Source organism: Methanoregula sp. (genome assembly GCF_049690535.1).
In the GTDB taxonomy this organism is placed as follows: Archaea; Halobacteriota; Methanomicrobia; order Methanomicrobiales; family Methanospirillaceae; genus Methanoregula.
On sequence record NZ_JBAVMX010000111.1, the window covers coordinates 41,963 to 64,790 of the forward strand.

At 54.7% G+C, this 22,828-nt stretch carries 28 protein-coding genes and 2 tRNA genes; 3 read left to right on the top strand and 27 right to left on the bottom strand.

The genetic code is table 11. From position 1 onward, the window contains the following. Positions 1 to 101: 101 nt before the first annotated feature. The 9 genes from WCE46_RS08390 to WCE46_RS08430 form a co-directional block, all read right to left on the bottom strand. Positions 102 to 413, bottom strand: a complete 312-nt coding sequence (locus WCE46_RS08390; protein WP_424733245.1) for a DUF333 domain-containing protein — start codon at positions 411 to 413, stop codon at positions 102 to 104. 78 nt (positions 414 to 491) lie between these two features. Further along, complete coding sequence (gene trpA / locus WCE46_RS08395) at positions 492 to 1,289, bottom strand: tryptophan synthase subunit alpha (protein ID WP_424733246.1); 798 nt, start codon at positions 1,287 to 1,289, stop codon at positions 492 to 494. Further along, positions 1,286 to 2,458, bottom strand: a complete 1,173-nt coding sequence (gene trpB / locus WCE46_RS08400) for a tryptophan synthase subunit beta (RefSeq protein ID WP_424733247.1) — start codon at positions 2,456 to 2,458, stop codon at positions 1,286 to 1,288. The genes trpA and trpB overlap by 4 nt, the downstream gene beginning before the upstream one ends. Further along, positions 2,448 to 3,035 carry a phosphoribosylanthranilate isomerase gene (locus WCE46_RS08405; protein ID WP_424733248.1) on the bottom strand — a complete coding sequence of 196 codons (588 nt, stop codon included), beginning with the start codon at positions 3,033 to 3,035 and terminating at the stop codon, positions 2,448 to 2,450. Before WCE46_RS08405 ends, trpB begins: the two co-directional genes overlap by 11 nt. Beyond that, positions 3,026 to 3,781, bottom strand: coding sequence for an indole-3-glycerol phosphate synthase TrpC (locus tag WCE46_RS08410; protein ID WP_424733249.1), 756 nt, complete (start codon positions 3,779 to 3,781; stop codon positions 3,026 to 3,028). Before WCE46_RS08410 ends, WCE46_RS08405 begins: the two co-directional genes overlap by 10 nt. Next, the gene (trpD, locus tag WCE46_RS08415) at positions 3,778 to 4,797 is read right to left on the bottom strand and encodes an anthranilate phosphoribosyltransferase (RefSeq protein WP_424733250.1); all 1,020 of its coding nucleotides are present in this window, start codon (positions 4,795 to 4,797) and stop codon (positions 3,778 to 3,780) included. Before trpD ends, WCE46_RS08410 begins: the two co-directional genes overlap by 4 nt. Further along, the gene (locus WCE46_RS08420) at positions 4,794 to 5,393 is read right to left on the bottom strand and encodes an anthranilate synthase component II (RefSeq protein ID WP_424733251.1); all 600 of its coding nucleotides are present in this window, start codon (positions 5,391 to 5,393) and stop codon (positions 4,794 to 4,796) included. The genes trpD and WCE46_RS08420 overlap by 4 nt, the downstream gene beginning before the upstream one ends. Then, complete coding sequence (trpE, locus tag WCE46_RS08425; RefSeq protein WP_424733252.1) at positions 5,390 to 6,922, bottom strand: anthranilate synthase component I; 1,533 nt, start codon at positions 6,920 to 6,922, stop codon at positions 5,390 to 5,392. Before trpE ends, WCE46_RS08420 begins: the two co-directional genes overlap by 4 nt. Before the next feature lie 361 nt (positions 6,923 to 7,283). After that, positions 7,284 to 7,655, bottom strand: a complete 372-nt coding sequence (locus WCE46_RS08430; RefSeq protein ID WP_424733253.1) for a hypothetical protein — start codon at positions 7,653 to 7,655, stop codon at positions 7,284 to 7,286. 115 nt (positions 7,656 to 7,770) lie between these two features. Here WCE46_RS08430 and WCE46_RS08435 point away from each other — a divergent pair, with 115 nt between their 5' ends. Next, positions 7,771 to 8,370 (top strand): hypothetical protein, encoded by a 600-nt coding sequence (locus WCE46_RS08435; protein WP_424733254.1) that lies wholly within the window; start codon positions 7,771 to 7,773, stop codon positions 8,368 to 8,370. A gap of 74 nt (positions 8,371 to 8,444) precedes the next feature. Here the strand turns inward: WCE46_RS08435 and WCE46_RS08440 are convergent, their stop codons facing one another. The 3 genes from WCE46_RS08440 to WCE46_RS08450 form a co-directional block, all read right to left on the bottom strand. Then, entirely contained in the window at positions 8,445 to 8,678 is a 234-nt protein-coding gene (locus WCE46_RS08440) for a hypothetical protein (protein ID WP_424733255.1), read from the bottom strand. Between the two features lie 99 nt (positions 8,679 to 8,777). Beyond that, positions 8,778 to 8,945 (bottom strand): CxxC-x17-CxxC domain-containing protein, encoded by a 168-nt coding sequence (locus WCE46_RS08445; RefSeq protein WP_198324438.1) that lies wholly within the window; start codon positions 8,943 to 8,945, stop codon positions 8,778 to 8,780. Between the two features lie 102 nt (positions 8,946 to 9,047). Further along, positions 9,048 to 10,175 carry a TIGR04084 family radical SAM/SPASM domain-containing protein gene (locus tag WCE46_RS08450; protein WP_424733256.1) on the bottom strand — a complete coding sequence of 376 codons (1,128 nt, stop codon included), beginning with the start codon at positions 10,173 to 10,175 and terminating at the stop codon, positions 9,048 to 9,050. Between the two features lie 460 nt (positions 10,176 to 10,635). Between WCE46_RS08450 and WCE46_RS08455 the strand changes: the two genes are divergently transcribed. After that, entirely contained in the window at positions 10,636 to 10,851 is a 216-nt protein-coding gene (locus WCE46_RS08455; protein ID WP_424733257.1) for a hypothetical protein, read from the top strand. A gap of 676 nt (positions 10,852 to 11,527) precedes the next feature. Here the strand turns inward: WCE46_RS08455 and WCE46_RS08460 are convergent. From WCE46_RS08460 to htpX, 3 genes are all read right to left on the bottom strand, one after another. Continuing rightward, positions 11,528 to 11,601 (bottom strand) — tRNA-Val (locus tag WCE46_RS08460). A 3-nt stretch (positions 11,602 to 11,604) separates the two neighbouring features. Beyond that, positions 11,605 to 11,675: transfer RNA gene (locus tag WCE46_RS08465), tRNA-Gly, on the bottom strand. 220 nt (positions 11,676 to 11,895) lie between these two features. Beyond that, complete coding sequence (gene htpX, locus WCE46_RS08470) at positions 11,896 to 12,786, bottom strand: zinc metalloprotease HtpX (protein ID WP_424733258.1); 891 nt, start codon at positions 12,784 to 12,786, stop codon at positions 11,896 to 11,898. 190 nt (positions 12,787 to 12,976) lie between these two features. Between htpX and WCE46_RS08475 the strand changes: the two genes are divergently transcribed. Further along, positions 12,977 to 13,627 (top strand): putative phosphothreonine lyase domain-containg protein, encoded by a 651-nt coding sequence (locus WCE46_RS08475; RefSeq protein WP_424733259.1) that lies wholly within the window; start codon positions 12,977 to 12,979, stop codon positions 13,625 to 13,627. 51 nt (positions 13,628 to 13,678) lie between these two features. Here WCE46_RS08475 and WCE46_RS08480 read toward each other — a convergent pair whose 3' ends face one another. The 12 genes from WCE46_RS08480 to WCE46_RS08535 form a co-directional block, all read right to left on the bottom strand. Next, complete coding sequence (locus WCE46_RS08480) at positions 13,679 to 13,825, bottom strand: 50S ribosomal protein L40e (protein ID WP_424733260.1); 147 nt, start codon at positions 13,823 to 13,825, stop codon at positions 13,679 to 13,681. Between the two features lie 75 nt (positions 13,826 to 13,900). Further along, on the bottom strand, positions 13,901 to 14,455 hold the full coding sequence (rdgB, locus tag WCE46_RS08485; protein WP_424733261.1) for an RdgB/HAM1 family non-canonical purine NTP pyrophosphatase: 555 nt from the start codon (positions 14,453 to 14,455) through the stop codon (positions 13,901 to 13,903). Continuing rightward, on the bottom strand, positions 14,452 to 16,035 hold the full coding sequence (locus tag WCE46_RS08490; RefSeq protein WP_424733262.1) for a bifunctional N(6)-L-threonylcarbamoyladenine synthase/serine/threonine protein kinase: 1,584 nt from the start codon (positions 16,033 to 16,035) through the stop codon (positions 14,452 to 14,454). Before WCE46_RS08490 ends, rdgB begins: the two co-directional genes overlap by 4 nt. A 6-nt stretch (positions 16,036 to 16,041) precedes the next feature. After that, positions 16,042 to 16,227: a 30S ribosomal protein S27ae gene (locus WCE46_RS08495; RefSeq protein WP_424733263.1), complete on the bottom strand. Its 186-nt coding sequence runs from the start codon at positions 16,225 to 16,227 to the stop codon at positions 16,042 to 16,044. 2 nt (positions 16,228 to 16,229) lie between these two features. Further along, entirely contained in the window at positions 16,230 to 16,529 is a 300-nt protein-coding gene (locus WCE46_RS08500) for a 30S ribosomal protein S24e (RefSeq protein WP_424733264.1), read from the bottom strand. A gap of 114 nt (positions 16,530 to 16,643) precedes the next feature. Continuing rightward, positions 16,644 to 17,135: a GTP-dependent dephospho-CoA kinase family protein gene (locus tag WCE46_RS08505; RefSeq protein WP_424733265.1), complete on the bottom strand. Its 492-nt coding sequence runs from the start codon at positions 17,133 to 17,135 to the stop codon at positions 16,644 to 16,646. 1 nt (position 17,136) lies between these two features. Continuing rightward, a complete protein-coding gene (gene spt4, locus WCE46_RS08510) occupies positions 17,137 to 17,343 on the bottom strand; it encodes a transcription elongation factor subunit Spt4 (protein WP_424733266.1) in 207 nt (68 codons plus the stop codon). Beyond that, a complete protein-coding gene (locus WCE46_RS08515) occupies positions 17,327 to 17,968 on the bottom strand; it encodes a DNA-directed RNA polymerase (protein ID WP_424733267.1) in 642 nt (213 codons plus the stop codon). Before WCE46_RS08515 ends, spt4 begins: the two co-directional genes overlap by 17 nt. A 7-nt stretch (positions 17,969 to 17,975) precedes the next feature. Further along, entirely contained in the window at positions 17,976 to 18,356 is a 381-nt protein-coding gene (locus tag WCE46_RS08520; protein ID WP_424733268.1) for a PIN domain-containing protein, read from the bottom strand. Beyond that, entirely contained in the window at positions 18,353 to 19,588 is a 1,236-nt protein-coding gene (locus WCE46_RS08525; RefSeq protein ID WP_424733269.1) for a translation initiation factor IF-2 subunit gamma, read from the bottom strand. Before WCE46_RS08525 ends, WCE46_RS08520 begins: the two co-directional genes overlap by 4 nt. A gap of 152 nt (positions 19,589 to 19,740) precedes the next feature. Continuing rightward, positions 19,741 to 20,034 carry a DUF2098 domain-containing protein gene (locus tag WCE46_RS08530; RefSeq protein WP_424733270.1) on the bottom strand — a complete coding sequence of 98 codons (294 nt, stop codon included), beginning with the start codon at positions 20,032 to 20,034 and terminating at the stop codon, positions 19,741 to 19,743. A gap of 172 nt (positions 20,035 to 20,206) precedes the next feature. Continuing rightward, entirely contained in the window at positions 20,207 to 22,807 is a 2,601-nt protein-coding gene (locus WCE46_RS08535) for an oligosaccharyl transferase, archaeosortase A system-associated (protein ID WP_424733271.1), read from the bottom strand. Between the last annotated feature and the right edge of the window lie 21 nt (positions 22,808 to 22,828).

Consider the following 22,828-nt stretch of genomic DNA (forward strand, 5'->3'; position numbering starts at 1 on the left):
TACGCCTCGCTCTTTACCTGTGTTGCAGGACCCGGAAGATTCAGGGACGTGTCCATTAATCTTATACCGAAAAAGTTCCTGAAAAAAGAATTTTGATCTGTTTATGCGGTCACGTTTGCGGCCTTGCAGCCCTCTCCCCGGAACAGCGCCCATTCTTCGCAGGAGGTGCCGTTGGTAAACGTGCACATGCCGTACTGGCTCCCGTCAGCGTTTGTCTTGATCTCGGTGGTGCCACCGATGTTCCCGCAGTTGACTGAGGCCGGGTTTGCCATACCGGACTGACCTGACACGGTTGCCTGCGGTTCAGGTGTGGTGGTTGCCGATGCCTGTGCAGGCTGCTGGGTACACCCGGCGCATATGATGCCGGCGACGAGACAGAGACCCAGAATGAGAAATACATAGGTTCTTGACATATTATTGACCGGATAGTTTTTTACCGGCCCCTCTTAAAAAAAGATTGGACTGGTTTTTGTCCGTGACCGTGTCGCGGGTCAGGTTCCTGCCGCATTTTTCATGCTGGTAACATACTGCCTGAGTACTATTTCCATTGCAGCGGGATCGCGGAGATTCCTCTCCACAATGTCCACAATTGCGCTCCCGACAATCACGCCATCGGCTCCGGCGTCCCGGCAGGTTTTCACATGTGCAGGCGTCGAGATCCCAAACCCGATGGCAAGCGGGAGATCCGTGTGCGAGCGGACCCGGTGCAGGAGTGCGAGGGCCTCGGGCGAGACAGTCTTTCTGGCACCGGTGACCCCAAGCACCGAGACGAGGTACAGGTAACCGCGTGCCCGGCTCACGATCGTGTCCATGCGGTCGCCAGTCGTGGTCTGCGTGACAAGGAAGATCGGGTCGATCCCGTACTTCTGTGCGACAGCGACGACCTCATCTGATTCTTCGACCGGCATATCGGCCACGAGGATACCGTCAACGCCGGCCTCGTGGGCCTCGCGGTAGAACCGGTCGATCCCTCTCCGGTAGACCGTGTTGTAATATGTGAGGAACACGATCGGGACTTTGGAATACGCCCGAACTTCCCGGACTATTTCAAAGATCGTATCGGGCGTGGTGCCGGCGGCAAGCGCCCGGTCGTCCGCCCGCTGGATAGTGGGACCGTCTGCCACCGGGTCCGAGAACGGCACGCCGAATTCGAGAATGTCGGTCCCGCCATCGATGAGCGCCTTTGCGATCCTGACCGATGTCTCCTTGTCCGGATCGCCGGCCACGGCAAACCCGATGAACGCGGTTGTGCCCTTTTTCTCAAACACGGATTCGATGCGTTCCATCATGCCGCCTCCGGAGCCGGTGCAATTCCCGCAACATCCTTGTCGCCCCGTCCCGAGAGGTTGATGATCACGACGTCACCTTTATCGAACCGCTCCGCGTTTTTCAGGACGTACGCGACCGCGTGGGAGGATTCGAGCGCCGGGATGATCCCTTCCGTCCGCGAGAGGTACCGGAACGCGTCCAGCACGTCAGTGTCCTGTACTGCTTCGTAAGTGACCCGGTGGGAGTCCTTAAGCATCGCATGCTCGGGGCCGACGCCCGGGTAATCAAGGCCGGCCGCAATACTGTGCGTGGGAAGTACCTGGCCGTCTTTGTCCTGCAGCAGGTACGAGAGTGTGCCGTGCAGCACACCGGGGTCCCCGGCACAGAGCGTTGCCGAGTGCTCTCCCGTTTCAAGGCCCTTTCCCGCCGCCTCGATGCCGATCAATTCCACATCATCGGCAAGGAACGGATGGAAGATCCCGATCGCGTTCGATCCGCCGCCCACGCAGGCAACGATGGCGTCCGGCATCGTTCCCTCTTTTCTCTGGATCTGTTCCCGGGCCTCGCGCCCGATCACTGACTGGAAATCACGGACGAGTGTGGGGAACGGGTGCGGGCCGACGACCGATCCGATCAGGTAGTGCGTGTCGTCCACGTTGGCTACCCAATTGCGGAGCGCCTCGTTTGTCGCGTCCTTGAGTGTCTTTGTCCCGCACGTCACCGGGTGGACGGTCGCGCCCATTAGTTCCATGCGGAAAACGTTGAGGGACTGTCGTTTTGTATCGACTTCGCCCATGAAGACCTCGACCTTAAAGCCGAGCGCCGCCCCGACAATCGCGGTCGCGACCCCGTGCTGGCCGGCGCCGGTCTCGGCGATCAGCCGTTTCTTTCCCATCCGTTTTGCGAGGAGCGCCTGCCCGAGCGTGTTGTTGAGCTTGTGCGAACCGCCGTGCACGAGGTCTTCGCGCTTCAGGTAGACTTTGAAGCCGAGGTTCCGTGACATATTTTCGCAGAACGTAAGCGGCGTCGGGCGCCCCGCATATTCCGACTGGTACGCGGCAAGCTCACGCCCGAATGCCGGGTCATGCGTTGCTTTCGCGTACGCGTCTTCGAGTTCGATCAATGCGTTCATCAGGGTTTCCGGGACATACTGCCCGCCGTACTTCCCGAACCGTCCTTTACTTCCCATGCTCTGGCTCCTGTGCAGCGGCAATGAATGCCGTAATTTTCTTGTGATCTTTTATTCCCGGTTTTGTCTCGACGCCGCTTGCGACATCGACCGCGTAGGGCCGGACCTCCCGGATCGCATCCCCCACGTTTTCCGGGGTCAGCCCGCCGGCTAAAATGACCGGCACCGCCGATGTTTTGACAACCTTGCGGGCGAAGTCCCGGTCGAACTTTTTACCCGCCCCCATGCTCTCGTCCACGATCACCGCGTCGCAGTCCGCGGGCACGTTGTCGCCGCGTCCGATCACCCGAAGTACCCGGGCGCCCGGGTCGGATGCAAAGACAAACGGGTGCGAGATCTGGATCGCATCAGGCCGGAGTGCGAGGATCTTTTTGAGATCGTCATTTGATTGCGTGTGCGTGACAACGACCCGGGTCACAAACGGCCCGAGCGCACCAAAAATGTCCCGGGCCCGGGATTCTGAGACCGAGCGGCGCGAGGTTGGCGAGAACATGACGACCCCAATTGCGTCGGCCCCGGCATGTTCCGCAAATACTGCATCTTCAACGCAGGTGATCCCGCAGATCTTTACGCGCACACGAATTCCTCCAGTTTTTTCCCGGGTGCCTGGTGGGCCATGAGAGAAGAACCGATCAAGAACGCATCGCAGTACGGCCGCATCTCCCGGATATCGTCCGCGGAACGCATCCCGCTTTCGGAAACGACCAGCCTTTTATTGGCCCGCAATTTTTCCGAAAGGTTCCGGGTCGTGGACCGGTCGATGGTCATGGTCGTCAGATCCCGGTTATTGATCCCGATAAGCTGCGCACGTGTCAGGAGGGCGCAGTCGATCTCATTCGCGGTTCTCACTTCCACGAGCGGTTCGAGGCCGGCACCGTACACGGCATCGACAAATGCCGGGAGCCGGTCACCAAGGACGCCTGCGATGAGGAGCACCGCGTCCGCCCCGAGCGCCTTTGTCTCGGCAATCTGGCGCATGTCAATGACAAAATCCTTCCGCAGCACCGGCACGCTGACCGCTTTTTTGACCCGGGCAATATCCGCGCCCGACCCGCCAAAGAAGTACGGCTCGGTAAGAACGGAGATCCCGACACAACCCCCATCCGCAAGAACGCCGGCCATCATTGCCATGTCCACGTTCCTGCGGATAACTCCTCCTGATGGCGAGGCGCATTTGATCTCGGCGATCACCGGGTTCTTTTTCTGTGCCGAACAGATGGCCGCTTCAAGACTTGCGTGTCGGAACCCGTCAGGCTCCGGGAAGGTGAAGGGCAATTTCTCCACCCGTTTTTTTGTCCGTTCAATAATCTCGTCAAGGATCATGCTGCACCCTGTGTTGCCGTAACCAGGGCATCCAGTTTCCCGTTTGCTTTCCCGGAATCGATCGAGCCGGCTGCGAGCCGGATCCCTTCTGCAAGTGTCCCGGCCCGGCCGCCAACATAGATCGCGGCGCCGGCGTTCATGAGCACGACATTGCGTGCGGCTCCCTTTTTCCCGGCAAGAACGGAACGGATGATGCGTGCGTTCTCATCAGGGTCGCCGCCCAGGATATCGACCCGTGCGGCACGGGCAAGCCCGAACTGTTCCGGAGACAATGTGTAGTTCTTCAGGTGTCCCCCGTCAAGTTCCGTAACGGTCGTCTCGCCCGTGACTGTGATCTCGTCAAGCCCGCTGCCAAAAACGACCATTGCCCGGGAAACGCCCAGCAGGTGCAGCACCTCCGCGACCGGGTTGGTGAGGTTTTCCGCATAAACGCCAAGCACCTGGGCTTCTGCCCCGGCCGGGTTTGCAAGCGGTCCCAGAAGGTTAAAGACGGTCCGGCACCCGAGGTCCTGGCGTGCGGCCATCACGTGTTTCATGGCCGGGTGGTGGCTGGGCGCAAAGAGAAAGACGATGCCGGTATCATGGATAATTTTTGCCTGGGCCTCGGGAGGAATCCCGATGGTGACCCCGAGAGCCGCGAGTACATCCGCCGACCCGCACCGGCTGCTCACACCCCGGTTGCCGTGCTTGACGACCGGGACACCGGCTCCTGCGGCGACAAATGCGGCGGCAGTGCTGATGTTGAATGTCTGTGAGCCATCGCCCCCGGTCCCGCAGGTATCAACGAGCGTCCCGGAGACGTCCGGACTGACCCGGACCGCGTGCGCCCTCATCACCCGGGCAAACGCGGCGATCTCTTCCGGGGTCTCGCCTTTCATCCGGAGCCCGGCAAGGAACCCCCCGATCTGTGCCTGCGTTGCCAGTCCGGTCATAATTTCATCCATCACCGCTTCTGCTTCGGCAGGGGCAAGGTCGCGCTTTTCCAAAATGGTGGCAATCGCCTCTTTCATGATCATGCCCCAACCTTCCGCGGTCCGAACAGGAAATTTTTCATGAGCGCATCGCCATCGTGCGAGAGGATGCTCTCCGGGTGGAACTGCACGCCTTCAATCGGGTATCTCTTGTGCCGTACACCCATCACAAAACCGTCATCAACACTTTCTGCGGTGACCACGAGTTCCGGCGGGAGCGTGTCCCGTTGTGCCACGAGCGAATGGTAGCGTGTAGCGGTAAACGGCGATGGCAGTCCTTCATACACGCCTTTCCCGTCGCTGTTAATTTCCGAAGTCTTGCCGTGCATCAGGTGCCCGGACCGGATGACCCGACCGCCAAACGCGGTGCAGATGGCCTGATGGCCGAGGCAGACGCCAAGGGTTGGGATCGTTTTGCTCATCGTGTCGAGGACTTCAAGGCAGACACCGGAATTCTCCGGTGTCCCGGGCCCGGGCGAGAGGATGATCAGGTCGCAATTGGTTTTTTCGAGTTCTGCAAGCGGTGTGTCGCATGTTGCAACAACCGGCCGGGCGCCGAGTTTACCCACCTGCTGGTACAAGTTGAACGTGAAACTGTCGTAGCAGTCCACGATAAGAACGGTCGGGACGTTCGCGCTCATCGCACGACCCCTGCCCGTTCGATCGCCCGCATCATCGCCGCGGCCTTGTTCTCGATCTCGGTCCATTCGTTCTCGGGCACCGAGTCTGCCACGATGCCCGCACCGACTTGGATGCCCGCCCTACCATTCTTTACGCTCACAGTCCGGATGGCGATGGCAAACTCAAGGTTCCGGTCAAAGCCGATATACCCGACTGCGCCCGCGTAGAGCCCGCGTGCGTCCGGTTCGGTCTCGCTGATGATCTGCATCGCCCGGATCTTCGGTGCACCTGAGACGGTCCCGGCCGGGAAGCAGGACTTGAGCGCGTCGTAGCAGTCAAGGTGGTCCATGAGCGTTCCGGTGACGGTCGAGACCATGTGCTGGACGTGGGAGAATTTCTCGATGCCCATGAACCCGGTAACATCGACCGATCCGAACTTGCAGACTCTCCCAACATCGTTTCGCGCGAGATCGACGAGCATCGTGTGTTCGGCCCGCTCTTTTTTATCGATAAGCAGTTCCTGCGCGAGCCGTTTGTCCTCGCTTTTATCCTGTCCCCGGGGCCGGGTGCCGGCGATCGGGACCGTGGTCACGTGCCGTTTCTCCACCCGCACAAGCATTTCGGGGCTTGCGCCGATTACCTGCTCGTCCCCGAAATCGAAGAAGTACATGTATGGACTCGGGTTGATCGCCCGCAGTGCAGCGTAGATCGGAAACGGGTCAGCACCCACATCGCATTCCATTCTCCGGGAGAGTACAGCCTGGAAGATATCCCCGGCCACAATATGTTCTTTTATTGTTTTGACCGCACGCGTGAATTCCTCCCTGTCCGTGTTGTCCGAAATCTCCAGCGGCTTTTGCGGGCTCATCATTGGGGAGATGGGTGATACCGGTGGCTTTTCTGCGATCGTTGCGATCTGCTTTTCCAGTGCCTCGATATGTGCAGCACAGCGCCGGTATTCGGCAGCCGGGTCCGTGTCGTAGGTCAAAAACGGGCTTGAGAAAATAAACAGCCGCCGGTCCCGGTGATCGAAGACAATGCAGTCTTTTGTGAGCATAAAGCGGGCGTCGGGCGTTTCACCGGCTGCCTGTTTCCTGTTGTTTTTTACCTGGGAAAAAAGCGAGTTGACGATATCATACGCGAAGTACCCGACCATCCCTCCGAAGAACCGCGGGGCCCGGAGGTTTACGTAGTTGAACCGCGAGAGGATGGAACGGATCCGGTCGACCGGATTCTCTCCATCAGGTTCGCGTGCAATAGCGACAAACGCGTCGCTGCCGGTTACCGTTACGTCACGACCCAGCGTGATCACGCACGCGGGATCGATCCCGACGTACGAGTACCGGGCGATCTTCTCGCTTCCTTCCATCGATTCAAGAAGGAATCCGTTTCCTTTTCGGGTGTTCAGGAACACATCCAGCGGTGAGCACCGTGGAAGTGGTATCTCGGCACAGAGCGGGATCACCAGCGGTTTTGGCTGGTCGCTTACTGCGGTCAGGTATTCATCGGGTCCAAGGTTCAGTCTGTTTTGAATAGTGTCAGTCTCCATCCCATCGGCATCACCAGCCACTGAATTTTGTAAACTGTATCCCGGGCAGGAACGAGGTGTGTGAAAGGTCTTGCCCGGTTACCGGCACTGGCACGGGAATCCTTGCGAGGATCCGGAATGATCCTGCTGATTGCCCATTCAAATGCTTAGTTTTGGTTGTTATTGTGCATACTTATACATTACTGTTTATTTACGCAATCCAATGTGCATGAAAAAACAATGCCTTAAACACATTATTGAAAAAGAGAAGAATGCGTCCTGAACACAAGGGTGTAAAAATACCGTAATTCCCGGAATCCTAAAAAACGAAAACCGGTCTGTAGCCGTGGACCGGTTTTTCTGGTTTACACCGGTGCCCTGTTCACTCCACTTTTATGCCCTTGCTGCGAAGTGCATCGGTCTTCTTCTTCGAACACTCCTCGCACCGGAACTCGGGTGCTGCATCTTCACTCTTATCGTAGTCCCCGGACCTGACGAGCCGGTAGCCTCTTGCAACTTTACCGCAGTCCACGCAGGTGATGTTCTCTCTGACCTCCCACTGTGCCGCAAGCGACTGGGATGTGAAGATGTACTGGTCGACCCAGAAGAAGATGAGGCCGCCAATAAGGTTTGCAACAATGGCGGCCACGATCTGTCCCATTGTGGCAAGGAGGATGCCGACTCCGGCCAGGATCGGCGTGCTTGCCTGCCACCGGAGCAGGTAGAGTGCGTATCGTTTGAAATTTATCCGCATATCCTATCCATCGGGCAGGAACGTTAAAAGGGATTTCTGGCCGGTCCATGCACTGCACGAGGACTTTATACTCTGCAGGACAAATACTAGAAAGTACACTTGACGTGAGTATCCTATGTGGCCGAACAAGCAGCACTCGCTCGGGTGGGTTTTTGTCTCGCGGATGATCGGGGTCATCTGTTTTCTGATCGTGGTCGTGCTGGCAAATATCCTGACGTTTTATGTAGCGAGCCCGCTCTATCATTCGGGTGTTGACTTTCTTAACCTGAACTTCTGGCTGCTGCTCCTGATTGCGATTATCATCTTTATTGGCGATATCTTCGGGGCGTTTCCGTTTCCGCTGAACCTGCCGGCCCCGGTGATCAAGGCTATTGGCAGCGTCTTTATCATTGCATTTGTGCTCCGGGTTTTTGATTGGGTTGATACGACAACCGGGAATAACATCTATCATTACTTCTGGCTGCTTTCGTTTGTGATCGTGCCGATTGTCTTCATCATCGTACTTCTGGCCGGGTACTACGAGATTCTCTGCGACCTCTGGGCAAAGGCAAAGATCCGCGAGCACTCTGAAGAAGTCGTTGCCGGGGAGGCTGATCATTCAACCGTCCTGCCCACCTCCACCTCCCCCAAGTCCTGGGAAGAGGTGGGTGCCGAGTTACGGCTGATGCTGTACGATCTTTTCCACCGGTTCCGCGAAGAGATCCGGAAAAATTAGCATTTGTGTGCAGCTCTGTTGCGGGAGGGCCCGTGCCGCATACCCAAAGAGGGTATTTCTGTTATGATGTGATCTTACCAGTCCGGGTTTTCCACCCGGAATTTTTTCTCTTTTGCCGCGAGTTCCTCATTCGTGAGATGGGCCGGCATACAGATGCAGCGGTGTTCGATAAAGGCACCGTTCTTAAAACAGCCCTGCGGTTCACCGGTGCGGCAGGCACCATAGGTGTCAGTGTCGCAGTCATGGTAGACCTGCGGGAGATTCTTCTCTTTAGCCAATGCGAGTGCCTCGTGCCACGATGCTACCATGTGCAGTATTGCTGCGGCACCTATATTTGGCGTGCGGTTACGGCATCCGCTCTAAAGAAGAATCTAACAAAAAGAAAAAAATAAACAGGATTAATGTAATTAGAACCGGGGTTTCCGGTGTTTGGGCAGGCAGTCCCTGCAGTAAACCGGCCTACCCTCAGTTGGCTTGAAGGGGACTTCGCACTCTTTTCCGCAGTCTGAACAGACTGTCTTTGTCATTTCTCTGGGACCGAAATTTCTCGGGCCGCCAAATCCTTTTCTTTCCATTGTATTACTCATGCAGTTTTAGATCTGCATATATTCATCTTACCATTGAGTATAAATACATCTGCATACGACCTGGCCGGCCGGCCAATCATTTCTACGGCGTCAGGGAATGATTTCGCAGCCGTTGAACTTTTCGTGGGCAAAGTCTGCGAGGCTGATACGCCTTGCGGCAATAAGAGCCCGGATCCGGGGGAGTTCACCTGTGAGTGCGTCGCGCAGGTTTTCCACGGTACCGCACACGAGCTGCCGGCCGGCCAGGTTCCAAGGCTGTACGATGCTTGAGTACAGGCACCGGCCCCCGCAGAACGTGCGGATGTGGCAGGCTTCGCATTCGCCCCCGACTGGGATCCGGCGGAGGTGCTGCGGGTCTGCGTCCGCGATGTGGCCGAGATAATACTGTTTCATGCCGATCATAATTGGGCATGGTGCGATGTGGCCATCGGTCATGATCGCGTAGTTTGCGTGTCCCGCACCGCACCGGAGGGGACTCGCTCTCCCGTTCAGGAGATCTTCCACGGGATCGATAAAAGGATACCAGCACAAAACCCGGCTGGACGTTTCCATCTCGTCCACCCATGCGGTGACAAGTGCACGGATGCCGGGATTATACTTTTTCTCTGCCCACTCGGCAAACGTCCGGTGGCTGAAATCCCCGGTGAAATTTGCATCCATCTGCCAGTGGATAGAAGAAAAGGAGTAGTCCGTGTTCTCCGCGAGGTAACGGACGGCATCGAAGATTTCGGTGCGCTCGGTCACGGTCATCCTTGCTATCAGTTCGCCGTGATAGCCGTTTGCCCGGATTTTTTTCACGTTTGCCATTACCCGGGAAAAAACACCGATCCCCCGGTTTTCATCGGTGAGGGCTTCGCGCCCGTCCAGCGATACAAGGATCGTGGAGAACCGGTTGACAATATATGAGGGGAGCCGGTCGAGCAGGAGGCCGTTTGTCTGGATCATGAACCGTTGTACCGGCGCCTCACGGATGATCCGTTCCACAAGATCTGACCGCATAAGCGGTTCGCCGCCATAGAATGTCACGGTGGGCGAGGGGTCCCGTGCGAGGAAACGGTAGAGCAGCTCCGGATCGTAACTCAGGTCCGGCGGGAGATCCCCGTCGATCTCGACCGGCACTGTGTCAATGCCCTCCGCATCCTCCTCCTCAAACGCCTTCGCCCGGCAGTATCGGCAGCAGAGGTTGCAGTCGTCGGTGAGGATGAGGTGGAAGTACATGGGCCAATTCTTATTATCATGGGAAGCGACAGACAATAAATCTGGGGGCACTGCGGCACGAAACAAGACGGGATAAAACTGATTGTGTTTATTCTCTGTCTGAGTCACTACATTTCCCCGCTTTGATGTTCTGTAAGATACCGGCAATTGAGATCTGGCGTACGAATTTACCTGTTCTGTTATGGGCCGACGGCGGGCACGGTTGTGCGCTTGCCGGTCTTTTCGCATTGCAGAACCTCCGATGGCGCACTGGCTAACGCGCCTCTTTAATGTCATATTTTGACAAACCGGCCGATATAATTCTTTTTTTAATCGGAGGTAATTGTGCGGCACAATGCCGAAAATACCAGTGAAAATATGGCCGAATTTGGTATTTCGACGTGCTTTCGACGGAAACCTTTTATATTATCAGGCGTTAATTCTCATTATCAAAACCCAAACGGGGTTTTGAGGTGTTTAAATGGGACAGAAAATTGGAAAGGAAAAAATCGTACGGGAAAAGGGATTCCTGTACTTCATCGGTAAGGATGGATATGTATGGGCAGCCCCGATGAAGCACAACAAGACCGGCAAGAAGAAGAAAGTCGGTACTGAAAAGATTGCCAAGGAAAAGGGCTACATGTATTACATTGGCAAAGACGGATTCGTCGCAAAAGCCAAGATGAAAAACGCATAATTCAAAAACATTTTTGTTTATTCGCAGTCAGGAGGTACCGGAGCAATCCGGTACTGCCAGATTGCACAAAAGTTTTTCTTAAGACGGGCTCGTCTCCAGTATGATTCCTGATCATCTAAACATATGAGGGGCTATTTGGTGGGAAAAGCCCTTGCAGGATCCGGGGCTGATTATTGCGGACTCTTCCTCGCTTGAATGCTCACCGCTCACTTTCCTGTGTTCATATCCTTGCTTTGTATGTACCTGCAAAAACAAATGTCTGTGCAATGCCCGTTCAATCTATTGTGTAATCAGATGTCAATATTTATACCCCTTTGTTTCCACTGGAATCTCTTTAAAATATGGTTAATTTTGGCAGATGGCGGTTATACGCATTATTCTGACAGTTCCCCGAAATGGGGAAAATGAAAAGAAAACAGATCTGTTTTATATGGCGTACCATCATTATGGCAATCGGGAAACGGTAAGATCCTTCTTCAGGACACTTCATGAAATGCACCTGCAGAGTGATCATACTGTCACTGATCTGGGTGAGCCGGACGTTATACTCCCCCCGTTCCGGACTCCCCTCTGTTCACAAAACCGGTTTCATGATCGAACTGTAGTGGAACCGGCCTAAAAAAAGATGCGACCTGCCGGTGAAGAATCTTACCGGAAAAACATGTGCAAAAATGCATGGGCCCGTCGAGATTCGAACTCGAGATCTTCGCCGTGTGAAGGCGACGTCATAGCCAACTAGACCACGAGCCCTCATGCATCGACCGGGAATTGAACCCGGGCTATAGGCTTGGAAGGCCTAAGTCATACCACTAGACCATCGATGCACTGTGCTCTACAATTTTGGCGGGGAGGTGTATTAATGCTTACTTATCCCGGTCTGATCACAGTTTCCGACCCTGATCGTACATTGTGTTGGTTTTTCCCTCGTTTGGGGGTACCCTTTTCTCCTTTTTAGTATCTGGTAGCGAAAATGCACCTCCCCGCACCGTGGGAAATTCAAAATGAAAAAAAGCCCGAAAAACGTTCGTGCAAAAAAATGTTAGTTCAGTATCCGTGAAGTTCGATCTCAATTTTTTCAAGAGCGGCAATCCGCTTCTCTGTCGCCGGGTGTGTCGAGAAGAGTTCCATGATCCGGTTGCCCGAGAGCGCCGGGATGATGAAAAATGCATTCGCACCCTCGACTTTTGCCTTTGCCTGAGGGGGCACAATTTCCATTCTGCCGGTGATCTTGTTTAAAGCCGAAATAAGCGCCCGGGGATTTCTCGTGATAAGCGCGCTTCCCCGGTCTGCCGCAAACTCGCGGTACCGGGAGAGCGCAAGCATCAGAAGGGTGCTCAGCGCGTAGACAATGATCGAGACAATCCAGACAATGATCCACCCCGAACCTCCCTCACGATCATTGCCCCCAAAGAGCGCAGAGAAGAAGAAACTCTGCATGATCATCGAAGCGATCATCGCGATGAAACTCGCCATGGTCATCGTGAGAATGTCACGGTTCTTTACATGCGAGAGCTCGTGGGCGAGCACTGCCTCCAGCTCATCCTGTGTCAGGAGGCGCATGATCGAATCGGTGCAGCAGACCACCGCGTGCTTCGGGCTCCTTCCCGTAGCAAACGCGTTTGGCACCGGGCTCTGCATGACGGCAATCTTTGGCATAGGCAGATCGGCCTCATGGCACAATTTCTCTACTGTATGGCGAAGTTCCGGGTATTCGTCATCTGTTATGATGCGCGCACCCGTACTCCAGAGTACCAGCTTGTCCGAGAAGAAATACTGGACAAGTCCCATGACAACCGCCAGACCGACAATCAGCAGGATGCTGACGCTGGGGAAGAACACCACCAGCACGGTCATGAACACGAGGTAGAGGAGGAACAGTAAAAATCCTGTCAATAATACCCGGGCTGTCAGGCCCCAGTCTCTTTTCCATTCCATAATTGGTATTTTTTTGCTGCCTGCACTCTTAAATCATTCGAAAAAGACAGCAGAAGACTCCTGTATTCCCTCGATTTCACAGGTTACCGGCCCCGGAATTTTTGCACCCTCTCCGCTTTTGTGCGTTCCATCCCCGGCCCAGCATTCAAAGCAGAAACTATTTTTCGGCAGAACACCGGACGGGTACAATATGGACGAAGTCGATTCCGAGGCTCTGGCTGACGTGGCATACGGTATCTTCGATCACCTTCTCACCAGAAGACTCCAGACGCAGGGCAAGTATCTCTGTGCGCTCGTTGAAGGAGGCGTTGACTTCACTGCAGACCTGAACGATAGCTTCGGGCAGCTCACCAGCGAATACCCGCAGCTTGCCGAGGCGCTCCTTGCACGTTTTGGTTCTGTCAATACGATCTACCGGATGCTCTGCGAGGGTGAAGGTGTCCTCCCCTCAAAGACGACGCAGATGTACTGGATTGTTCAGGATGCACCGGGCAGCGCACCCGAGGCCATTGAAGATGAGCATGCCGGCAAGTGGCTGATCTTCCAGGAGCCCGATGTGGCAGATGACGCATGGAAGAAGGTGCGTGATGCAACCGTCGCACACGATTTGGGCATCTCGGCAAAAGTCAGCACGGCAAAACCCAACCCTGACTCCCGGGACAGCCGCAGGGTCATTTACGTCTATACCAAGGATTGGGCAGATGAGCCGGATGTGATGCGGGTCCGGGAGAACCTCCGCACATTAGGGTTTGTTGACCGGATCGGGTACAAGCGCAACATCGAGACGTTTGCCGGCGAATATGCACAGAAAGGCAAACGTGTCACGTACTATTCGTCCTGATTTCTCTATTATAAAAAACCAAAAAAAGAAAAACAGTATTGAAAAATTCAATTACGCTTTTCGTTCCTTGTTTTTCGGGCGCAGGTTCTTGTAACCGCACTTGCGGCATGTTGTTGCGCGGATTGCATTGCGTGCATTGCAATGCATACATACCTTCACGTTGAGTAAACGGGCTTCGGCTTCTGGGAACTTTGCCATGAATATACACTCCTGTCTGCCCTTATAACAATGTTCTTCGATCTTTTAACCGTTTCGCGTAACCCCGTAATAATTTCAGGCTGGCCTTTTCACAAACCAGTCCCGGAACGCAGTAAGTGCGCGGGCGCGATGGGAGATGGCGCTCTTCTCTTCAAGCGGGATCTCGGCAAGGGTCTGTCCTCCGACCTCGAAGATCGGATCATACCCGAATCCCCCGGTGCCCCGGGGCGCTGTTATGATCCTGCCATCAATTGTTCCGGTGAACACTTCAATACCGGTTTCATCAGCAAATGCGATCGCGGTGGTGAACCTGGCATTACGGTCCGGGACATTATCCATCAGCCTGAGGATGCCGGTGTTGCCAATTGATTGGAGCACGTATGCCGCGTACGGCCCCGGGAACCCGTTGAGTGCATCGATGGAGAATGCAGTGTCATCAACGATAAGCGGCATATGCAGGTGATTGTATGCATACCGCGCTTTCTCCCGTGCGATCTCTGTTACATCATCGGACCGGAGTTCCGGGATGTCGAGTGCCACATGCCTGACTTCAAGAGTTCCGCCAAAAAATGCTGCGACCTCTTGTGCTTTGTGCACATTGCTGGTGACGATCGTCAGACTCCGGCTCACAGGTATCTCCCCCGGAGTTCAATCTCCTGCTCCCGGGCCAGCACCTCGTCTGAGCCGGAAAACGTTTCCGCGTACCCTTGGGCAAATGCCGCACTGAATACGCCGGCCTCTTTCGGGTTGGTACTTTTAAGTGTCTGGAACATGACGTGGAGATCAACGCCCCTCTGCTCGATCTCCGAGGTCACCTGCGATAAGCCGAAATCGATCAGCACGCACCTGCCGTCACCTTCGCGCAGGATTATATTACTGGTTGTGAGGTCCCCGTGCATGATGCCGACCGCGTGCAGCCGACCGACAATTCGTCCGGCCTCATTGCAGTGTGCCTCAGTGAGTGCTCCTGTAAGAAGCGTGCCGGCCACCTGATCCATGACAATGGAGTCGTGGGTGACATCGCGTATGACCGGTGTGGGGACGCCCCCCTTCCGTGCCATGTGTATGAGCCGGGTCTCGGCCCGTGTCCTTTCCGCGATCAGTTTTTTGTCGAGAGCGGGCACCCGGTACCGTTTGGATACCCGTTGCTTGATCGCGGTCCCGTCGCTGAAAGAGACAAGGGCCTCTGCCCCCCGTTTCTGCCCGGTGTTGCCATATTGTCCGTGGTCCGGTGCATGCGTGACTTCGTATTTCCAGGTGACCTCGACCTCGTCCGAGCGGAAGGACGGGTTGACCTGAGAATCCTCAATGGCAAGCGACTGGCTGCTCTCGAGCATCAGTTTTCCTGTATAAGCAATCATCGCGCCGTTGTCCCCAAGGTACTTTCGCTCGGGCACAAAGAACTGTGCCCCCCGCTCCTCGCACATGACACGAAGCATCTCCTGCAGCCGAGTGTTTGCCCCCACGCCACCGACAAGGAGCACTTCGTCTTTTCCGGTGAGCGAGAGCGCTCGTTCTGTTACCTCGACGCACATCGCAAATGCCGTCTCCTGCAGGCTGCAACAGACATCGGGCAGCGGTTCTTTTGCATCCTTTGCCGCGGAGACCAGTCCCGAGAATGCGAGATCCATGCCCTTGACCGTATAGGGAAGTTCAAAATAATGACCGGCTTTTGCCTGCGCCTCGATCAGGGGCCCCCCGGGATGCGGGAGATCTTTTGCCCGGGCAAACTTATCAAGCGCGTTTCCTATACCGATGTCCAGCGTCTCCCCAAAAATGCGGTATCTCCCGTTGAGATACCCGATCACCTGTGTGTTTGCTCCGCTCGCGTACAGCACGACTGGGTCCCGGCAGCCGGTTGCCCAGCACCCGATCTCTATATGGGCAACGCAGTGGTTCACGCCAACAAGCGGGACGTCAAGCGCAAGTGCAAGGGATCGCGCTGCGGTCGCAACCGTCCGCAGGCATGGCCCAAGTCCCGGCCCTTGCGAGAAGGCAATCCCGGTGACCTTCTCCGGTTCCTGCAGAACCGCAGAGATAACATCTTTTATCACTGATGCATGGTGCTGTGCCGCCTCGCGCGGGTGGATGCCGCCATGGGCGGGAGAGTACGGGCGCGAGCACAGTGAGATAAGATCCCGGTCAAAAAGAGCAGCACTGAGGTTCCAGGCTGTCCCCTCAATGCCAAGTATCTGCCCAAATGTAGGCATCAGTGTTTATTTCTTGAATTCGGTGTATCCGCACTTTCCGCACGCAACACGATCCTTGTGGTCGGCCATCATGACACCGGGGCCACAGCGGGGGCAGTACTTCTTTGCCGTGGTAACCTTTTCACCTTCGACCTTGAAGAATGCACTGCGTGAAGGCCCTTTTGCCGCTGCTTTCTTTGCCGCTGCCGCCATGGTTATGCCGCTCCTTCCTCTTTGGGCTTTGGCATGCCGCGTGCTGACAGGTACGGGCGTTCAGTCTTCTTCTTTGCGTCTTCAGTATCGTACACGCGTGCTTTTCCGGTGACTACGGTCTTGCCGAAATTGCTTTTCAGACTGTCGAGTACAACCTGTGGCTCTTTTGCATTGAGCAGGGCGCACAGTTTGCCGATAATCTGCATGCGGGAGGGTGTAGCACCATCGTATGTGAGAGTAAACTGAATCTCTCTTCGTGATAAAAGTTCATTCCTTTTATCGCTCTCGATTTCAAAGTCCATCGATATCCTGTAATTATTGGGAACCGTGTTATTTAAAACCAGAACCCTACATGAGAAAACGGCAGAATAAATCTAAAAAATCAAATAAAGGCAAAATATTCTGTTTTTTTATTGTTATGCGCCGACCCGGACAAACTGCATAAGAAGTTCGTTTGCGGCAGTTTTTGCACCGGCATCTATTGTGCGGAGCACGACACCTTTGTGCGGCTGGCCATAGAGCACGACGGCACCTTCCGGCGCAGCGATTACCAGTGGGATCACGGCGAGGTCTTCCTCTCCGTTTACCATGATGGTAACGGGGGAATGGTCAACCGCGTAGCTGAGTGCTTTAACCAGATCATCGGTGATGGTGCCAGGCGGATTATCCACACGGATACATTCACCGGAGAGCTCCGGCATCCGGCTGCACGGTGAACGCATCGTCTGGCCATCCACCACGGCGATTGCGGGAGTGATCCCGTTTTTCTGGAGGTTATGGGTCACAACATCCCCCACCGAATAAACCACACGCCCGGCAAGTTCCGGGAGCACCGTGCTGAAATCCCGGTGGAGTATTCCGAAAGGGTCCTTGAAGAGCTTGCGCGACTCTTTGGGGAGCACGAGCATTCTAGCGGACCTTCAGCGCGTACCGTCCGGGAAGATTGATATTCATCCGTTTTGCTACGTCTGAATTCTCCGGGTCGATGATGACAAGATAGCCCGACCAGTCATCGCTTAAATTTGCCGTTCCGCAGATCACGCAGTTCTCGCCTTCAACCACCCGGTGGCAGTCCCGGCAGACCTTGCCCTGTTTTTTCTTATTCATCGGCGGCATGTTCTTTCCTCTTGCCTTTGGCCTTCTCCGGTTTATCCTTCGGTGTGCCTGTAGTACCGGCTGCAGCTCGTTCCTTCTCTTTTTCGATCTCCTCTTCAAGCCAGAGTGCTGTACCGAGGCCGGCCTGCCGCATGGTGAGCCCGATCTTGCTGTCCCGTGGCTCGCGCTCGTTTAAGGAGAGCGTCACTACGCGGACCCTGACCGTGTCGCCGACACCGATGAATCGTTTGGATTCCTGGCAGATGAGGCGGGCGTTCTTCTCATCGAAATTTATGTACTCATCCGAGATCTGGCTCACGTGCAGCATGGCATCAATGGGCCCGAGACTCACAAATGCCCCGAAACTCGTGGTCTCCACGACAAGGCCCTCGATAACTTCCTGCAGGGCAAGCCTGAGTACGAGCCCCTCAAACTTGACATCGTAATACACACCGCCATCGCCGGGTACGATCTCGCCTTCGCCGACGTGCTCTACCCTTGTCACAGCAATGAAAATCCCGAGTTCCTTATCGATGCTTCCTTCGAGTTGCTCCTGAAGGACATCTAAAAGAACCTTGTCCAGTTTTTCGCCAAGCCGGGTGGGGGGCACCCTGACTTTGTCTTCCAGCATCATCTTGTAATACATAACCCACCTACCTTCGCAATATCTCTAGTTTTTTCTGTTTTCTCATGGATATAACTCCGATACCCTTCATGAGTAGTGCATCCCTGACCCGGCGGTCGTTGGTCGCAACCAGGCAGTCGTTGGCTGATGCCCAGGCAATTACCTGTTCATCTACCGGAACCGATGAAACGGTACCTCCCGCAATCGTGCACTGTCCCGCAAGCGCAAGGCCGAGCCGCGCGGCAGCCCCGTCATTGCCCTTTGCCCGGGACAACCCGGTGAGTTCCTGCACCACACCGGGAAGAACCACCGGTTCGAAGTTGCCGAGCAGTTCACGGATCTCACTGAAGAGATCGATCCTGAACTGTGCCGGCATCATGAGTGCGTTTGCATCCAGCAGAACTTTCACTCGCTCAGGATACCCATCCCGATTAACCGCCAGCGTGCTCCCACCTGCCGGCTGATAGCGATCCGGGCTCCCTGCTCTGCACAGACCGGACGCTTCAGCTGAACTTCGACTGCCTCTTTCTTGGTGCTTGTGACCACGCCCACAGTGACCGCGGTACCAACGGAGAGCATGAGCGGCTCATTGAATTTCAGGGGTTCGATGACAAGTTCACTCGTTGCACCTACGACTCTTTCCATCAGGGTAACCTGGCACTTGATCTTTTCCCAGACCGGGGGCAGTTTGCCCACATGGCCGACGACCTGACCGGCCAGAGCATCGCTCTTGGTGAGCGCCGGATCAAGTTTTGTTCCGACGCCGAGAAGCCCGCCCGGGGTAGCTTCTTTTACGGTATCTGCACCGGCATTGATTGACGTAACCTCAGTGGTGATTGGTATCCACTTGATCCGGTTCTCGACCTGCGTCTGCCTGCCGGGCCGGATCTCAATAGCGTCGCCTTCGCGGAGGATGCCCCGGATAAGAGATCCCCCGACAACGCCACCTTTTACCTCCTTCCAGTTACAGCCGGGTTTGTTGATATCAAAGGAACGGGCAACGAGCATCACCGGCTCGGCGGCAGGGTCGCGCACCGGCTCTGGGATGGTCTGGTCCAGTGCCTGCACCAGCGCTCCCATATTGATCCCTTTCTGGGCCGAGACCGGGATGATGGGGGCGTTCTCGGCTACGGTTCCTTTCACGAACGCCTTGATCTGCTGGTAGTTGTCCATCGCCTCTTTCTGGGAGACAACATCGATCTTATTCTGGACGATTACGATCTTCTTGATACCGACAAGTCCCAGTGCCATGAGGTGCTCTTTCGTCTGTGGCTGCGGGCATTTCTCTGTGGTGGAGATGACCAGCATCGCCCCGTCCATCAGTGCTGAACCTGACAACATCGTCGCCATCAGCGTTTCGTGCCCGGGAGCATCCACAAAAGAGATGGACCGGAACGGTGTTCCGGTTCCACCGCATACCGGGCAGACCGGCTTTGTTGAGTAAGCGTCCGGGCCTTCGCAGTGTCCGCACTTGTAGAATGTTGCATCCGCATAGCCCAGCCGGATGGAGATACCCCGCCGCACCTCTTCGCTGTGCCGGTCTGTCCAGGTACCGGTGAGCGCATTAACAAGCGTGGTTTTCCCGTGGTCCACATGGCCCACAACCCCGATATTCACACTGGGTATTGTCACATCATGCAAATGAAATCGAACCTCCTTATCCTATTACTAATGGGCATACTTATACATAACCTGTAACGGCCGGTTTTACCGCATTATGATATTTTTAACCGGGTCCGTGTTTGTGCGAAGGGAAAAAAGCCCCATAGCCGAGAATAAAAAGTTGAGGGGGATTAGCCCCCGCCTTCGCAGCTCTGGTCAATATTTTTCAGAGCTTCCTGGAGTCCCGTTCCCCCGGCAAACTCCCGTTCACGCCGGATCACTTCTTTTGCGTCTTCTGTTATGGTGGTAACTGAATCTTTTACGTGTTCTGCGGGGATCAGCTGGTCGGTACGATAGAGAAGGTGCGTACTGTCCAGTTCGGCAAAACTGTTTCCCTGTACCTGTTCCATCCGGACCACAGCACCGGTGGTTCCGGTACGCGGGTACCGCACCCTCATCCCAAGGGCGATCTCTTCAGTAAGCATACATGAGAATGAGTCTGTTCCTAGTATAGAAATACTATGTCCGTCATGACTCAAACCGGGGTGTCCATGTGTCATGCAAAGATATTTTTTATTGGATTACACGTTTGGGATTACACAAAATCAAGGATGGCGAACCTACTATTTTTCCTGACTCTGGTGGACTTTAAAAATATTAATTAATGGTCAGGCCCTGCATGACTGCGGATTCGGGCACGTCAAACGTCGTCCCGGTGGTTCCCACAATCTGGTATTTCCCGTTGGCCTTCACATCGTAGGGATTACCGGTTGTGGAATAGGGCACGACAAATTCCCCGTTCACGCTCTGCTGGCTGTAGGTAAAGTTCCTGCCGGTGTTTGTCACGAGTGAGATCTCGATTATACCGGATCCCTTTATGTGGGCGCCTTTGACGTATTCAAAGATCTTCACGTACTTCACATCGATCGTATTCGAATTGAACACATTTGTCGACGATTCATGGACAAGACGATAGTGCTGCAGGGCAGGAACATCCGTGATCGGCAGCACGACGGAGGCACTGAGTACTTCCGCATGATATCCGGCCGGGGCGTTCTGGTTATACTGTGCTGCCCGGGTTGCGGCAGCAGATACGTTCATCGCCGCGGCATTGGTGAGAACCGGGTACGATGCATGCGTGATACTCTGATCTGCATACTCGACATAGTATGCCGAGCTTGCCGTTGTCATGGATCCATCGAAATTATGGAGCCGTGAAACCATCGTATCGTAGTAGGGCTGTTCGTTTAAGAGAGCGGATTGATAACTGCTGGAATCCGTCTGGCTTGGGACGAGGAACGTCATCTGGTACGGTGAAGCCGCTGCAGTGGAATTAAACCATGTTGCTATTGCCCAGAATTTTCCGGTGTCCATCTCGATATCAGTGATCACATACCGGGTTCCGTCATGATCAAGGATCGTGTTGGCAGTTGATTCGTTTGTCGCCATGAAATATGCAGCAGCGCCATCGGGACCGCTCACTCCCGCCTGGAACGGGTTGGCGTTGGGGATTCTCTGGGCGATGTACGTGATCATATGGCCGTAGTCCCACCACGACATGACCCCATAGGATGAATTGGGATACGTGAAACTATTTTTGTCATAAATCGTGTAATAATCGACCCCGGTTGCCGGCGTATTGTTTTGCATCCATACAAGGGAGTCCCTCCAGTCCTGGTTCATGGAGAGGGGATCTCCGGATGCATTGACATAACTGTACGATACGGAGGTATACACAAACAGGATGCCAAGACCTGCGGTTATGATAATGAGTCCAATAAGGAAATAATTCGTGGCAGACGGAGCCGTGTTTTTCTTCGGTGCTTTTTTCTGTTTTTTACCTTTTGGTGCCTTATCGTCAGCACTTTCGTTGGAGTTTTCTGGTGTTGACTCAAGTGCGATGCCTTGTGTGAGACGGACAAGATCATTCCATCCCTGTTCGAAGGCAAAACTGATACAGATTGCTGAAAGCAGCGCAACATTAACCGCCAGATAATACTCATACCGGATGTGCTGACAGGTTGAGTAGAATATGACTGCCGTCCATACCAGCGCAAAGATGTCGTGGGGACGATCCTCCCGGAAGGCGTTATACAGGATAACCAGTATGCCGCCGAGCAGGAGAATAAGCCCATAGTTAAATGTGGTCCACGCTGCTGCAATTGACCAGCCGCGGGCCTCCTCAACCGTATCGGTCACCGGTGCCTGCCCGAAAAACTGGATGGCAGCACTGATGAGCTGGTTAAAGAACTGTGGGCTCACTACAGCTAAAATTGCCGAACCAATTACTGCCAGACAGAGGAGTGATATGGGGTAATAATAGTGTGCCTTTTCCTTGAGATACCGGGCGAGAAGGTACAGAACTGCTGTTCCTGCAATTACAGCGATGTAGGCGTAAATATGCCCGATGGAATACGTTGAGAGGTCGATTCCCGGGCTTTTAAACCCGAAAAGGAGAAGTCCGATAATCGCGATAGCAAAAACAATGGTATTTGCCACGAGCAGGTATTCGCCCGATCTGTCGCGGTAAACGATGATGACAAACTGGATGACGGTGAATAGGACAACGATGAGGGCAAATACGATCATCGTCGGCATCAACAGCAGGCCAAGCACATATGCAATTCCGGCAATGACTGACAACAGCGCAGTCCTTTTCCAGGTCGCAATATTTTTCAGATCGATGTCAGCCTCTCTTTCTGAATAGAGGATATGGATGTAGAACAGGCAGAACAGCGTCGAGAAGAGTACTTCGCCGATATGATGATCGAAATACCCGTACAGCGACCGGTAAAAGTACTGTCCTGATACCACCGCGGTAAAACCGGATGCCAGAATGCCGGTCTTCCAGTCCCCGCAGAATTTCCCGACATAGTACATCAGCACGACCGTTACGGCCGCCATGATGGGCGGTACAAGAAGACAGATGCCGATAATCTCGGGACGTGTTGCTGCACCTGCGATCAGGCAGGCAAATCCGGAGATATAGATAAAAAGCGGCCCCCAATACACTGTTGAACCCACCGGATACTGGGTCATCGGGTCAAACCAGGTATACGTGAAATGATTGGCGAGGAGCTGTTCGACCTGGCGCAGGTTGTAGAGCGGGTCATCGCTGCCAACCATCAGGAGAATGTCGGTATGATTCCCTGATAGGAGCAGGGGAATCAGGCGTATCCAGGTGGAAAAAATGACGAAGAACGCCACTATGCCGGCAATATAAAGATTACGGCGATTCATAAAATCCAGTTGTACCATATACCTAACCCATCCTGCCTA